The sequence below is a fragment of the Adhaeribacter swui genome (genome assembly GCF_014217805.1).
Lineage (GTDB): Bacteria > Bacteroidota > Bacteroidia > Cytophagales > Hymenobacteraceae > Adhaeribacter > Adhaeribacter swui.
In genome coordinates, this window is record NZ_CP055156.1 from 4,567,753 (window position 1) to 4,582,511 (window position 14,759).

The window sequence follows — 14,759 nt, forward strand, 5'->3', positions numbered from 1 at the left end:
ATATGGACTACCGCTGTTACTAAATGCGGTTTATAAATTATTTACCGGTGGCAGTTTTAGAAAAGAAGCTGTCGGGGTTCCAGGTTGGCTGGTTAACATTTTGCGCTACCTGGTAACTGATTAAAAAATTTAATTGCGTGTACGTTTTTCCGGCTTTAAAATCAAAAATACCATTGATATCGTCTTGTGGTTTGTGGTAATACGTTTCGCGCCATTGCTGCACAGTTAAGTTTAAGTTGTTGGCGCCATCGGCGGTTTTGTTACCGTACTTAATGTGCAATGCCGGAATCCCTTGCTTCACAAAGCTGTACTGGTCGCTGCGCACAAAGCGGTTTTGTTCCGGTTCCGGGTCTGATTCTACGCTTAAATTTAAATAATTGGCCGCTTCTTTTACCTGCTTACTCAACGACGAATGTTCTGCCCCCAAGGCCACCACCGATAACAAGGGCGCAATTAAGGTGGGCATATCGGTATTAATATTAGCCACGATGCTATTAACCGGCACCACCGGCCGCATTGTAAAGTAAGAAGATCCCAGCAAACCCATTTCTTCGCCGGTAACCAGGGCAATCAAAACAGATCTTTTGGGTTTATTTTTTAACTGCGTGTATAATTTAGAAATTTCGAGTAAACAAGCCACGCCCGAGGCATTGTCGTGGGCGCCGTTGTAAATAGAATCGCCTTTTACCGGCGTGCTGATGCCCATGTGGTCCAGGTGGGCCGTATGCACCACATACTCATTTTTAAGGACCGGGTCCGAACCCGTGATCTTCCCGATTACATTATAACTGGTAATATCCTGGTAGGTGTTGGTGTAAGTGGCTTTTAATACCTGGGGCATTTCGGCGGAGGCTGGTTTACCTGTTCTCAGGGAAGTATAAATGCGGGCAGTGTCCAAGTTGGCTTGTTGCAATAACTGATTAAACCGTTGGCGGTTAAACACACTTAGCACCTTTATTTTATCGGAAATGTAGCTGCCGGAAGGCGCCATTTTACCATCAGGTAAGCGCAATCCGGTAATTCTTTTGGGAGCGGTTACGTGGTTGGTGGGCGCTCCAATAATTACGCCTATTGCCCCGTGGTCCAGCGCCGTTTGTAAAAGCGTATTTAGGTTCATGCTGCTGGCCGCCACACTCGACGGAAAACTTTGCGGGGCTCCGCGCCGGATTACCACAATTTTGCCGCGAACATTTATGCCAGCGTAATCGTCGTAGTTTAACTCGGGGGCGCTAATGCCGGAACCCACAAAAACCAATGGAGCCTGTAAACTAACCTGCGGGTCTTCGAAGTGCGGGTATAAAATAAAATCTTCCCCGTTTTTTAAATTTTCTTCATTCCCGCGGCCATCGTTTAAGGCTATAGCGGCCTGTTGGTTGGTAAAAGCTTTACGTAACCGCACAGTTTGCAAGTAACTGTTGTTTTCGCCGGCGGGCTCAACGCCAGCCGTTTTAAAATGATTAACCACGTAATCTACGGCAATTTGGTAGCCAGGAGTGCCCGGCAAGCGTCCTTGTAATCTGTCGTCGGCGAGGTACCTTACGTGGGCCTCTAAGTCGGAGGGGTTTACATTTTTTAAAATCGAGCTTACGTTTTTATCTTTTTTTGATATTTGCGCTTCTGCCGCGGAAATCCGCAGACCTAGTAAAGCAGTAAGAATTAAAGCAAAAGAAAACTTCATGAAATTAATGTAATATATTATTGCTGATTAGCGATTAAACATCAAAGCTACCGCAACCAATTAATTTTTAAAATTTTAAATTTACATTTTCTATACTCTAATCCACAAAAGAGGTTTATGATTTGCTCGGTGCTTTTGGTTCCCTTTGGCTTTATTAATTGATTGAGGAAAATTTTAAAAATCTCTTTTTAGGATTCTAAAACGTTGTTTGCTTAACCACACTCGAAATAATTTCGGATATAATAATTTATTTACCGCTATTAAATTGCACAAAACAACTTAGTTTCGGGAAAATTTACGAACTACCTCCTCGACCTATGAAGCTTTTTATAACTTGTATCGGATTTTGGTTAGCAACCATAATGGCGGCAAATGCGCAGCGTTCCTGGCAGATAACCCAAGAAGAATTAATTTTTAAAAATCCGCCGTTTGCCGAATGCCATGCTTCCTCACTAGTAGAAGTAAGTCCGGGTAAAATTTTAGCTACCTGGTTTGCGGGTACCCACGAACGGCACCCCGATGTAGGCATTTATGTGGCTAGCCAAGAAAACGGCCATTGGAGCAAACCCGAGCTGGTGGCCGATGGCGTAATAAACGATACGTTGCGGTACCCTTGCTGGAACCCGGTACTTTTTAAAACCCGCGCCGGAAAATTATTGTTATTCTATAAAGTAGGGCCTTCGCCGAGTACCTGGTGGGGGATGCTGCGTACCTCCACGGATAATGGCAAAACCTGGGGCCCTGCCGAGAAATTACCCGAAGGAATTTTAGGGCCCATCAAAAATAAGCCCGTGCAACTAGCCAACGGTACTATCCTGGCTCCGTCCAGCACCGAAACCAACGAAAAATGGCGCATTCACCTGGAGCAATCCCAGGACGACGGTCAAACCTGGCAACTTATTCCCGTGGATCCCGGCACCAACCTGGATGTGATTCAGCCGAGCGTATTAGTTTATCCCAACAACCACCTGCAGCTACTGAGCCGCAGCAAGCACGACCGCCTGGTAGAATCGTGGTCGCGGGATAACGGCAAAACCTGGGAACCCTTGCGGCCAACCACTATCCTGAACCCAAACTCCGGCACCGATGCGGTTACTTTAAAAAATAAAACGCAATTACTCGTGTATAACCCCACTACCCGGGGCAAAGATTGGTCCGATGGCCGGGCCAAACTCGCGGTGGCTATTTCGCAGGATGGTAAAAAATGGACCGATATTTTGACTTTAGAAGATCAACCCAAAGGTGAATTCAGCTACCCGGCCGTTATTCAAGCGGCCGACGGCAAAGTGCATATTACTTATACCTACGATCGCAAAAACATCAAACACGTGGTGCTTACAGAAGGTAAATCGAAGTAAAATTTAAAATTGTAGGAAATTCGATTTTTAAAAAATTTATGGAGCGATTATTCTAACTGGGATTAGGAACCGAATCAAAGAAAAATGCATAAGTCATGAATTAAATTGTTGGAAAATCAAGACATTAGGGTTCGAATGTGCCTTTTTAGTACGCCTTGCATACAACGGGTAGGTATATAAAGTGGCGTAGCTACTTTATAGGTTATGTTGAAACACGTTATTCATTTAATAAATAGACTCATCATCTGAATTTATCAGAGTTATAGCTTCTTCAAATGTATTGGCAAACTTAACAGGATTGTCACAATATTTGTAAACACCTTCTTCCCCCCGTAAAAAACCTATTTGATGTACATCCAATGAATAGTCTGCAAACCCGATAAATTTTTTATTTGTGCTTTCTTTATATTCCTCCAGCATTCTTTCTATGGGCCAGATTGAAAACGTATTTTCTATCCAGTCTAGGTCTTTAAAGCCATTTACTTTTTCATATAGCTGTTGAAACTGTGATGGAAATGTAATACCTAAAATTCGTTCTGCACTCCTTATTGTTTCAATTGAAGTGCCTTTATTAAGTTCTACACCATCAAATTCCCATTGCTCAATGGTTTTCCCTACCCAATAATTTGTCATTTGAAGCGCAAAATTTCTTTTAATTGTATATGCCGCACAACGTCTTGTGTATACCCTATGTGAGGCCTCTTTTTAATGCTTTTTAGGTGGTGTTGTGGTGCGTAATTCTATTATTCTCAAGACTTTACTTGTGGTTTAAGAGCAATTAATTGTCCATTCACCTTAAAACCTTCTTTGAAGCTAAGTTCTATACCTCTCCTGAAAGAATTCAATATATAATCAAATCTATTTGTAAAGTCCCCATAATTAACTGGAAGTAACTTAAAATACTTGTCGCCACTTGGCGGTGTACCAATAGAAATATGCTGCTTATCTTCAACACCCCAAGACGATATTTGCTTTGTTGGTATAGGGATATGGATTACAATCAATTTAATTTTATCAGATGTATAAGACCGATTTCCCGTAAATACTTTTATTTGTTCTCCTTTCCCATAAACCCCCTTAAATTGAACTTCCCAATCACTTAAGTCTTTAGATGTTATTTTGTCTAAAACCTTATCTGCTTCTACTTCTAAAATTTCAGACAACTTATCAGAATCAAACTCTACATCTAAAAAGTCTATCACATAAGAGGTATGTAATATTCGGGATTTCATTTAGCTTTAAATTTTATGTACCACAACGTACTTGGCTATGCGGCGGAAAAGCTGCCGTATAGGTGTGGTTATGGGTAGGTGTTTTATTAATGAACTAATTTGATTTGGCTATTTGTAAGTTCAACAACTTTAAAATGTTGACCATAAATAAATTCTTCACCATTCTTTTTATCGTCTCCATTCATAACCAAATTGGTTACACCATTATCGATATAAAATTGATAATCGTAATAGATTTTCTCCCCTTTGCGATTCAGTATGGCCTTTTGAGGCTGTAAAAATTCAAAATATTCCTGTGCTTCAGAATTTGCTGGAATTTTTTCTAGTATCCATTCTGATTCTAATTTTAGATTTTCGAGCTTTTCATTTTCCATCCATTTACCGACTAATCTTTTTGAAAGAGAAGCATTAAACTCTTTTATCTTGTTTGGCATTTCCTTAAAATAGCTTTCAAAAATTTCCTTTTCTAAATTTTGAAATGTCAATGATTTCCAATCGCAAAATTTAAAGATTTTCAAATTTCTATTGTCTATTTCAACTTCGTAATATTGAACATACGAAGTTTCGTTACTTTCCTCGCAATTCTTAGAATAGTTTTCCGCTAACTTCACGAAAGAGTTTAGATTTGAAATTGATTTGTTATTGAGTTCTGTTCTGGATGAAAAGAGTTTATCTGAATTTGGAATTGTGATTTTTCCGACAACGGCATTTTCTTCCAAATTGAACGTCATTTCCCTTACGGAATAACTCTCATCACCATAAGTGTGTTTTATTCTTAATGTTTTAAACAATGGTTTTTCTCGCGGTGTGCAAGCCAAAAGAAAAATTGAAAATATTAAGATGAGATTTTTCACTATAGTTGGTTTAGAACTTGCCCATAACGAACTTGGCTAAAAAGCGCGTAGTGCTTTTTAGGTGTGGTTAAGGCATGTTATTTTCTTTATTTTAATGCATTTATTAAACATATAACTATAGCCATTTTCAAGCTAATTCTAATACTTCCATATAGGAAGGCATAAAAGTTTTCTTTTATTTCTATAAGTCTTTTTCTTCTTCTTTCCTTTCGTAAAAATCTTGGATTTGCTATAAACATCGGAATTTGAAGAATGCAGATTATAAGTTTTGGGTTGAATAAAGATTCGGTCAGAAAGAAAAGAAGCGCATAAAATATAATCACCCCTTCATAACCTATCGTTCTTAATATTTCTGTTAATAGTGCAGTAAGCTGAAGTGGAGTAAAAATATATAACCCAATAATAAAAGCACTTGGTATTATAATGCAGATAATGAAATAAAACTTAAAAAATTTAAATATTCTGGAATTAATAGGTTCACTAATATTTATCGGATCTAAACTTTCTTTAGTCCTGAAGTCAAGTAAGTTTAATATTCCTATTATCATTTCTTCTTTAATGTGCCCTAACGGGCTGCGGCTATGCGGCGGCGGCGCTGCCGTATAGGTTATTAGCAATAGCAATTTTTATTGTAGCCTAAACGATACAGGCATTGATACACATAAGTCTTGATTTTGCCCTTTAATTATTGGAGGTGTTAATAATTTTAATTTTCTAACTACTCTAACAGCTTCTTTATCCAAAAGAATATGTCTTCCCTCTTGAACATAGATATTTTCAATATTCCCATCCTTTGTAATGGTAAATACTAACTTTACTGTTCCCTGAATATTTTCTCTTACTGCATCTCCAGGATAGACTATGTTTTTAGCTATGAACTGATTGAACGTCTTTTCACCAGTTGAAATTTGGGGAGCTTTATATCCTATAGCTTCATTATTAATAAAGTAGTCGGTTATATTTAAATTAAAACTATCGCACTTTTGGTCTGAATATTTGAAGGGAAAAGAGTAAGCTAATTGCTTAGGCCCACTACCAGACATATAAACCCAATTACCAACAGGCTCATTTCCTTTAAAGGTTTGGCTTCTTCTAACTTCATTCTTTTTTATATCTTTAACTGTAGTTGTTAAACTTCCATCTGCATTTTCAATTGTTATTTCAGCATATTTTGCATTTTCTTGTGGTACTTCTTTCCTTAAATATTCATCTTTATAATACCGTGTCTTGGTTGTTTATGCATGACAGATAATCGTTATTATAAATAGGATAAAGGTTAATAGGTTTGTTCTCATTTTATTCTTTGATTGTTTTTGCTAACCTACTTGGCTAAGGCACGCTTTAGTGTGCTTTAGGTGTGGTGTGCGCCCAGTATGGGCATCAGGTACTGAAAGGTATCAAATTATTCCAGAGGGTGCAAATCCCTTACAGGCGAGTTGGTGAAGCCTGTTAGTAAGCCGCAAGCTGGTTTACCGTGAGGTAAGCAGTGAAGAAAGCGGGACTACAAAATCCGGTACTGACGAACAGAAAGTACATAAGAGGCCTATTAACGCGGGTAAGCAAGCACCTCTTTGCAAAGCCTCTGACCAACAACCGTTAGTAGGTAGATGTACCAGGCATCGGAGGAAGGAATATGCTCTTACCTGGGGAGGTCTCCCGGTGTCGCGAACACGGGGAGAAGTCAGCAGAAGCCATAGTAGTTGGTAGTAACGAGCCATCATAGATAGGTGGAGGCCTCACAAACCAATGAAGGGCGGAACGTGAAGTTGTTCCAAATGGGGTAAGGAGGCTTAGCCAGCCTTACCGTAAGCGGAACAGGGATTACCATTTAAGTAGTAATAAGATGATAGAGAAAGTATTGCACCAAGGCAACCTGCTGCTGGCTTACCGGCAAGTGCTGGCCAACAAAGGTTCAGCTGGCGTAGACAGTATGCCGGTACACGAACTAGCGGCCCATCTCCGCGTAAACCAGGATGCCTTAGCTTTGGCTATCCGGGGTGGCCAGTACTTACCTCAACCCATCTTAGGGGTAGAAATACCCAAGAGTAACGGCCAGAAGCGCCTCTTAGGCATTCCCACCGTCACCGACCGCTTACTGCAACAAGCGGTAAATCAAACCATCGCTCCTTTGTTTGAATTGGAGTTCAAACAACACAGCTACGGCTTCCGGCCGAACCGTAACGCCCAGCAGGCAGTATGGCAGGCCCAGAAGAACATCCATGCAGGCTACCAACATATTATTGATATTGACCTGAAGAATTTCTTCGATGAAGTAGACCATTGTCTGCTCTTGCAACTGGTGTACCGGAAGGTAACCTGCCCGCTGGTGTTGCGCCTGATCCGCAAATGGCTTCGGGCCCCTATCCTTATTGGGGGAATGTTAACCAAACGCCGCAAAGGTGTGCCACAGGGCAGTCCGTTGAGTCCACTGCTCTCCAATATTCTGCTCCATGAACTGGATAAAGAACTGGAAAAGCAAGGCTTGCGGTACGTGCGCTATGCCGATGACTTTAGTGTTTATACCAAAAGTGAATCGGAGGCCCGGCAGGTGGGCAACAACCTTTTCCTGTTCCTGAAGAATAAGCTAAGGCTACCCATCAACCGGGAAAAGAGCGGCATTAGACGACCCGTCGATTTTCAGATACTAGGCCACCGGTTTGTACCAACTTACCGGAAAGGGGACAAAGGCCAATATCAGTTGGTAGTAGCAGAAAAGGCATGGGTCCGGCTCAAGCAGAACCTGAAAGGGATTACCCGTAAGACCGCGCCCAGTGCTTTGGAGCAGCGTATTCAGCAACTCAAAGAGGTGCAGCGGGGGTGGGTGAATTACTTTCGTCTGGCTAGTATTCAAGGGAAGTTAAAGCAGGTAGATAGTTGGCTCAGAAACCGGCTCAGACATTGCATCTGGCATGATTGGAAGAAAGCCGATCGGAAAAGAAAGAACCTGATCCGATTAGGTGTTTCTATGGATCAGGCTTATGCCTGGAGCCAGACCAGGAAAGGGGGCTGGGCAGTAGCGCAAAGCCCCATCCTGGTGACCACTATCACGCTGAAACGGTTGGTAAAGAAAGGTTATGAATCGTTGCTCGATTACTACAAACAGGTATCCCCACAACTAAACGAACCGCTGTATACGAGACCCGTACGTACAGTGGTGTGAGAGGCGCTCCCCATCAGCTAACACTGGTGGGGCCGTCTACTCAATTAGCGGCAGATTTTGTTATTTAATTTATTGCAATAAAAAAATCAAGTTCTCAACTCCATATGATCTTTGTATTGGAATATAATATTTAATCTGAGTATTTGTTTCTTCCACCACAATATAGGTATCGCTATATTTATCGCTGTCGATGAATAATTCTTTTGTCTTTCTGTTAAAAGTGTAAGTTTGAGTTACCATTGGTGTTTCGTTTATTCCGCAGTGGTCATTATTTCTAAACCATTCTAATTTTCCATCTGAACCAAATTTGAAAGTGTCATCTTTTTCACAATCATGCACAGAATAATAAACATTTGCGCCAGGTGGATTAGTGGATGGGTTTTTGTCAATTAGGCCTCTTTTCCAAGTTTTGGATTTCCATAAATTTGGAGCACTTTCGCTGTCTTTCTTACAACTTGCAAGAGCCAAAGCCATCGAAAAAATAATTACTAGGTGCGTAAATCTCGTTATGTTTAACATACTCTTTGGTTTTTATTCATTTCTGTAAATTTACCGCTAACTACCGGATAAACGGAGTTGTTCCGGTTATCTGCACTATGTGTGGAGTAGTTATTTCTGCTTTAAGGAAGTATTTAGAGTCCATTTTCCTGGTTTTAACTGCTCGTTTCATGGTAGAAGTAATATATAGAAAATTTACCAATTATCTTGCCAGTTGGAGATGTTCTTTTAAAAAGTATTGCTACCCCGTGCAAATTATCTTCTTGCAGTTTATAGCTACCGATTAGTTAGTTTTTTCTTAGTATTCAAAATAAACTTTGGGTCAAAATAAGGGAGGGAAAGGATATGTACTTGCTTTTATAAAAAGCTTATCCAATTAATAAACGTTTATAACCGGTTATAAACGTTTATTAATCGGATAAGTAATCTTCCCGGTAGCAACTAGGAGGTACTGGATAAAAGAAAAATGGTAGTGAAATTTTATTGTATTATCTGGGATTTAAAGAAATTAAGCGGCTTTCTTTACAATAGCGTCAGAAGTTACCTGGTGCTATTATACTTTTGCTTAGGTGTTTTATAAAAGCAAAATAAGCTACCGTAAACGCGTACCTTATTCTGTTTTTAAACTTTTCACCGGATTTTGCACGGCCGCTTTCACACTCTGGAAACCCACCGTAACCAACGTTAAGAGAATGGCTGCTGTACCAACACCCAAAAAAATTAAAGGATTTATGGTAATGCGGTAGGCATACTGGTTTAGCCATTGGTGCATCAGAAACCAGGCAAGCGGCATGGCCAAGAGTAAGGCCAAAATCACCAGGCGTACAAAGTCTTTTGATAAAATAAACAAGATATCCGATACCTGAGCGCCCAGTACTTTCCGGATGCCGATTTCTTTGGTGCGTTGTTCCATAACCAGCAAAGCCACGGCAAACAAACCCGACACCGATAAAGCAATGGCAATACCGGAAGCCAGGCTGCAGATTTGCGCCATTTTTTCTTCTTCCTGGTACCAGGCATCAATGTTTTCTTCCATAAAAGAGCCGGTAAACTCCGTGCCGGGCGCTAGCTCGCGCCATAATTTGTGCATCTTGTTCATGGCGGTTTTTAAACTCTGCGGCGAAACCCGCACCAATAAGTAGTTAATCGGTTCCGAAGCCGACAAGTGCAAGGTAATCGGTCTTTTTTCGGCGGCCGCCGAGTACAAGTTAAAATCCGGGATAATGCCAATGATTTGCTGTTTCTGGCCGTTGATATCCAGGAATTTGCCCAGGGCTTGTTTTTCGCCCATTTGCTCCGCCAAACTTTCGGTTATAATTACCCGGTTAACAGAATCGGCAGCGTAACTTACTTCAAACTCGCGGCCGTTAATTAACGGAATCTGTAAAGTTTTTAAATAATCGTAATCTACCCCCACCCAATCGGTTTGAATATCCTGGCCCTGGTACGTAAAGCCAATAGTAGTCCGGGAACTTACGTTATCTTTGCCCTTGCCCAGGTTAATGTTAGAACCGGTAACCGCCCGGATGCAGGGATCGGAAGCCAGCTTTTGCCGCAGTCGGGCTAAAACTTGCCGGCCATTTACCTGGTTGCCCACCGGAATGCTAATAAGTTGTTCTTTTTCGAAGCCTAACGGTTTTTGCCGGAGATAATCGACTTGTTGCAGCGCAATTAGGGTGCAGCAGGTGAGCAAACACGACAAGGCAAATTGGGTTACCAGTAAAGAGTTGCGCAGAAAACCGGGGCGCTTGAGCGAGATTTTACCTTTTAAAACGGCTACCGCGTTAAACTTAGCCATGAGCCAGGCCGGATACCCACCTGCTATTAAGGTAACCACCAGAAACATGCCGCCAATAAATGCTAAAAAGCCGGGTTGCAGCAAATGCCCCAAAGTTAAACGGGTATTAAACGTAGCGTTAAATTCCGGTAAAAGCAGGTAAGCTAGTAACGCTCCTAGTAGTAAACCAAAAAAGCAAATTAAAGCCGATTCGAGGTAAATCTGTACAAAGAGCTGGCTTTTTAAAGCTCCCAAATACTTGCGCACGCCCACTTCTTTGGCCCGGGTAAAAGAACGCGCAATGCTTAAGTTTATAAAGTTGATGCTGGCAATAATCATAATAAACAAACCAATGCCCAGCAAAACGTAAATAATAGCAAGCGGTGGTCCGTTAGATAAAGCCGTATCAAAATGTACTTTAGGCAGCGATTGCAACCGGAGGGCAAATATTTGCCCTTGTTCATCTGGCTTGGCACCTTTAGCTTTTAAATCTTGTAAAGTAGCGGCAAAATAATTTTGCGTAAAATAACTTAGCTTTTTCTCGAATGCGGCCTGGCTGACCTCGGGTTTTAATTTTACAAAAACTTTGTGCGAGAAAGCCGTCCAGTTATTTTGATCAGATTGGTAAAAAGGAGCATTTTCGATGCGAATTAAGGCTTCGAACCGGATGCTGGAGTTGGTGGGGGCGTTGGCCAGCACGCCCGTTATCAGGTAGGTTTTCTTTCGGCCTTCTTGTATGTGCTGCACGGTTTTACCCAAAGGATCTTCGTGGCCGAACAAGGCCTGCGCTAAATCCTGGTTAATAACCATGCTGCTGACATTCGCCAAAGCCGTGTTGCGATTCCCTTTTACGAGCGGAAAATTAAAAATTTTTAAAAAATCCGCATCCGTGAGCACCACATCCTGATCTAAATATTTATCGGCATACGCTACCGTACTTTTTCGGGTAGAGAGGATGCGCGTGCTGGCTTCTACTTCATCGTATTCGCTTTTTAAACTAGGCGATAGGGGCAGGGGCAGGGAGCCGCTGCGGGTCATTTTTTCAGGATCGTTGGCGAACAAATAAGCCTGATAAATGCGGTCTTTATTTGGGTGAAAAGAATCAAAGGTGAGTTGCAGGTACGCAATTAAAAATAAGAACACGCAAATGCAAAACGCTACTGCCAGCCCCAGGCCGTTGATGGTAGTGTAACCTTTGTGCCGCCAAATGTTGCGCCAGGCAATAACCAGGTAGTTTTTGAGCATATAGTTCGGGAATAAAGTGTTTATGTTTGGATTATTATGTAAAGTAAAAGAACTTGGTTTACGTTTCATGGCAAACGGACGAATAAAGCCCAGCACCTCCCGGATGTAACGCCAGCGGGCTTTCTTTTCGCCCACCTGGTTTACCTGGTACAAAAATTCTTCGTGCAAATCGCCCAGCAGTTCTTCTAATAAATGCGGCGCACAAAACCAGGCAAGTAACCTGTCGGCCCAGCGGGGCGGTTGCGGTGAATTTTTAAAATTTTTCATAAGTTCAGGCTCGGTTTAAGGGTGCGGGGCAACTGATTGATTAACTGCGAACGCACCGCCTGAATGTCCAGTAAAGTTTGCTCGCCGTAGGCCGTAATGGTAAACAAGCGTTTGCGCCGGCCACCCCGTTCGGCGGTAGCTTCGCCCAGGCAAGACGTTACCATGCCTTTTTCTTCGAGGCGGTGCAAGGCAGCGTGCACTTGGTTTAGCCGCGCGCTCCGGCCGGTTTGCTCGGTTATGTAGTGGGTAAGCGCTACCCCGTAGGCGTTGCCTTCCAGGGCCACCACCGTCAGCAGCACTATTTCTTCAAATTCTCCCAGGTACGTTCGTTTCATGCGGTATATTGGCGGATTAATTATTATATCTAGTTTTGCTGAGCAAATGCTTTGCCACGTGCCGAAAAGCCGCTTTACAGCTTAATCGGCGTGTTTTATGCCGCACGAACCGCACAAAAGTGTGCGGAAACAATACACTTTAGTGTCTGCTTTCCGGACATTTTTTATTTAAAATTACTAGCTAATGAGAAGCGAGAATGCTGAGAAACTATCGATACTATCTGTTACCGGATGTACTTTCGGAGTTGATTAGATTTTTTAAAATTTTTGTTTTCCAGGTGCCGGAACTGATTTGGGGTAGGGTATTTAGGAAGAGTAGTAAAACTTATTCTGATAGATCAACTACCATTGGGAAGTATGCAAAGTAGTGGCAGCAATGGCTGGATGATTCGCCCGGATAAGGAGCTGGTCTTGTTGGTTGGCTTGAAACGAGTAATAAAACGTACGCGGCGTAAGCTCCGAATGGGTGGCCTGGTGTTCCGAATTTTTAAGAGCCGCATCGCATATTTTTATGTACTCCCGGATATTACCCTGGCTGGGGTAAAAAGTAAAAGAATGATCTGCATGAAACTTCACTTTTCCTTTTTGGTAAGTAAATGCTTCGGTAAGGCCACCAGCGTTCCTCTGACCGGTAATCTGGTAAAGTTCACAATCCCCATCGGGGTTAATTGCTAGTGCTAGGCTGCCTGGAGCCATTTTGCCGGGATAAGTACCGGTGTAATTCCAAAAATCATTTATCGGGAATTGATCCGAAATCCATTTTTTAGCCAAAGCTGGTGGTACTTTAGCTGGGTACTGCGGTGCTATTTTAGAATCTTGCGAACAAGCAAACAGCAGCAAACAAAGTCCGAACAACCCAGCTATAATGCCGCTAGCCGTAACTTTTTGTATACTGATACTTTTCATGGATTAAAATTTTAAACTCAAATTTTTAAATGATCGTCCGGAAAAAGTAAAATCCAGCTAAATGCTTTTAGTTTATCTTAATAATACCCCGTAAGCTTTTGTATAAAGTTAAATAGGGTAGCCGGGGCAAAATCAATATCTAAACCCCAACGCAATTATAAATCCTACAACAATAAAAAAGCTTACTTATCAAAGTGCAGCGTTGCCACCGGGCCGGTTTCTGACACTCCGTTGTTTACTCATTCAATAGATTAACGTTGCTGGTTAAAATAGACAAAATATTGTAAGCCAATGTGTTAAAAACATTTCTACTTAAATTGATTTATATGTTAATTTAAAGAAAAATTTTAAATTTTGCTAGAGTTTAACTTTAATAATATTGATAAAGCAAAAATAAAAGAAGTAAAAGTTGAAGGAAATAAGTGGTAGTACTTAATTCGTATAAGCAATATTACCCATCCTGGTTTTTGTCCATTCGCTCACAGCAGAATAACAGTACATTTTTAAAAGCTATATCGGATTATGATTAATTTTTAGGATATACAATAATCAAGGTTAATTCCTGGTTGGCAGTGGGTTTTATGCCGTGGGAGCTGCCTGGCCGGGTCAGAATAGCGTCGCCGGGTTTTACCAGGAAAGTCTTACCGTTCATTGTCATTTCGCCAGTTCCGCTGATAATGTAATACACTTCATCTTCTTGTTGCAAGTGGTAACCAATAGCCGAACCAGGCAGCAAAGTTCTTTTCTTAAAAGCGGTTTTATAATCTTTTACGCCATCAAAAAAACTATACCCCACGGTTTTGCCGCCCCCGTCGTGCGGACCTGTTTGTTCTTTGGCTACCTGCGCATCTTGTTCTAAAACGTAGGGAACTGTAGACGTAGTTTGCGCCCATACTGGCTGGGTAACTAAGCTAGCGGCTATAATAAAGAGTAAGCCAAAAAGTAATTTAATGGACATAATACACCTGGTTTAGCTAAATATCAAAAACTGAGAATCTGATAAGATAAAGGTTAATTTTTAAACCAGAAAATCAAAAGCAAAAATTAGGACGGGCCAAAATTTTAAAAAATATAAGCTGCTCATCTTTAACCAGGTAAGTAAACCGCTCGGCAATTACTTTCCCGCTACCACGAACCAGACAACTCCGGATGCGTAAGAATAGAACAGCCTTATGGGCTAAACATGTAAATTAATCAGAAATAAAACTATGGCCGAAAATCAAGATAATCCTTCTACTTCTGATCAGGGAAAAAGAAGTACCGCTGAAACCGACGTAACCTACCAACGCGACGATGCTGCCCTGCGTAATAGCGCTACCACCTCTACCGCCGATACCGACAACGACAATACCACCCACGACGGTGTAGAACGGGTAGATGATACTTTTGATGGCGATGTAGATAACATTGAAATTGATAAATAAAACGGAAGTAACTGCCTAAAACAAA

General features: G+C 41.5%; 14 protein-coding genes. 3 read left to right on the forward strand and 11 right to left on the reverse strand.

Annotated elements, in window-relative coordinates; translation table 11 throughout:
• Positions 1-37 precede the first annotated feature (37 nt).
• The gene (locus tag HUW51_RS19045; RefSeq protein WP_185271220.1) at positions 38-1,678 is read right to left on the reverse strand and encodes a M28 family peptidase; all 1,641 of its coding nucleotides are present in this window, start codon (positions 1,676-1,678) and stop codon (positions 38-40) included.
• 317 nt (positions 1,679-1,995) lie between these two features.
• Here HUW51_RS19045 and HUW51_RS19050 point away from each other — a divergent pair, with 317 nt between their 5' ends.
• Positions 1,996-3,036, forward strand: coding sequence for a sialidase family protein (locus tag HUW51_RS19050; RefSeq protein ID WP_185271221.1), 1,041 nt, complete (start codon positions 1,996-1,998; stop codon positions 3,034-3,036).
• A 225-nt stretch (positions 3,037-3,261) separates the two neighbouring features.
• Here HUW51_RS19050 and HUW51_RS19055 read toward each other — a convergent pair whose 3' ends face one another.
• The 5 genes from HUW51_RS19055 to HUW51_RS19075 form a co-directional block, all read right to left on the reverse strand.
• Positions 3,262-3,669 (reverse strand): SMI1/KNR4 family protein, encoded by a 408-nt coding sequence (locus tag HUW51_RS19055; RefSeq protein WP_185271222.1) that lies wholly within the window; start codon positions 3,667-3,669, stop codon positions 3,262-3,264.
• A gap of 116 nt (positions 3,670-3,785) precedes the next feature.
• On the reverse strand, positions 3,786-4,268 hold the full coding sequence (imm9, locus tag HUW51_RS19060) for an Imm9 family immunity protein (protein WP_185271223.1): 483 nt from the start codon (positions 4,266-4,268) through the stop codon (positions 3,786-3,788).
• An 86-nt stretch (positions 4,269-4,354) separates the two neighbouring features.
• Positions 4,355-5,122: a hypothetical protein gene (locus tag HUW51_RS19065; protein ID WP_185271224.1), complete on the reverse strand. Its 768-nt coding sequence runs from the start codon at positions 5,120-5,122 to the stop codon at positions 4,355-4,357.
• 86 nt (positions 5,123-5,208) lie between these two features.
• Entirely contained in the window at positions 5,209-5,670 is a 462-nt protein-coding gene (locus HUW51_RS19070; protein WP_185271225.1) for a hypothetical protein, read from the reverse strand.
• Positions 5,671-5,748: 78 nt separating this feature from the next.
• Complete coding sequence (locus HUW51_RS19075) at positions 5,749-6,165, reverse strand: energy transducer TonB (RefSeq protein ID WP_185271226.1); 417 nt, start codon at positions 6,163-6,165, stop codon at positions 5,749-5,751.
• Between the two features lie 800 nt (positions 6,166-6,965).
• Here HUW51_RS19075 and ltrA point away from each other — a divergent pair.
• Entirely contained in the window at positions 6,966-8,282 is a 1,317-nt protein-coding gene (gene ltrA, locus HUW51_RS19080; protein WP_185269894.1) for a group II intron reverse transcriptase/maturase, read from the forward strand.
• A gap of 69 nt (positions 8,283-8,351) precedes the next feature.
• On the opposite strand, the gene HUW51_RS19085 is transcribed toward ltrA, so the two are convergent.
• The 5 genes from HUW51_RS19085 to HUW51_RS19105 all read right to left on the reverse strand — a co-directional run bounded on the left by HUW51_RS19085 (position 8,352) and on the right by HUW51_RS19105 (position 14,268).
• Entirely contained in the window at positions 8,352-8,801 is a 450-nt protein-coding gene (locus tag HUW51_RS19085; protein ID WP_185271227.1) for a hypothetical protein, read from the reverse strand.
• A gap of 589 nt (positions 8,802-9,390) precedes the next feature.
• A complete protein-coding gene (locus tag HUW51_RS19090; RefSeq protein WP_228466738.1) occupies positions 9,391-12,069 on the reverse strand; it encodes an ABC transporter permease in 2,679 nt (892 codons plus the stop codon).
• Positions 12,066-12,404, reverse strand: a complete 339-nt coding sequence (locus HUW51_RS19095) for a PadR family transcriptional regulator (RefSeq protein WP_185271228.1) — start codon at positions 12,402-12,404, stop codon at positions 12,066-12,068. The genes HUW51_RS19090 and HUW51_RS19095 overlap by 4 nt, the downstream gene beginning before the upstream one ends.
• Before the next feature lie 342 nt (positions 12,405-12,746).
• Positions 12,747-13,310, reverse strand: a complete 564-nt coding sequence (locus tag HUW51_RS19100) for a hypothetical protein (protein WP_185271229.1) — start codon at positions 13,308-13,310, stop codon at positions 12,747-12,749.
• A gap of 526 nt (positions 13,311-13,836) precedes the next feature.
• Positions 13,837-14,268 carry a cupin domain-containing protein gene (locus HUW51_RS19105; protein WP_185271230.1) on the reverse strand — a complete coding sequence of 144 codons (432 nt, stop codon included), beginning with the start codon at positions 14,266-14,268 and terminating at the stop codon, positions 13,837-13,839.
• 250 nt (positions 14,269-14,518) lie between these two features.
• On the opposite strand from HUW51_RS19105, the gene HUW51_RS19110 reads away from it, so the two are divergent.
• On the forward strand, positions 14,519-14,734 hold the full coding sequence (locus tag HUW51_RS19110) for a hypothetical protein (RefSeq protein ID WP_185271231.1): 216 nt from the start codon (positions 14,519-14,521) through the stop codon (positions 14,732-14,734).
• Positions 14,735-14,759: the final 25 nt, after the last annotated feature.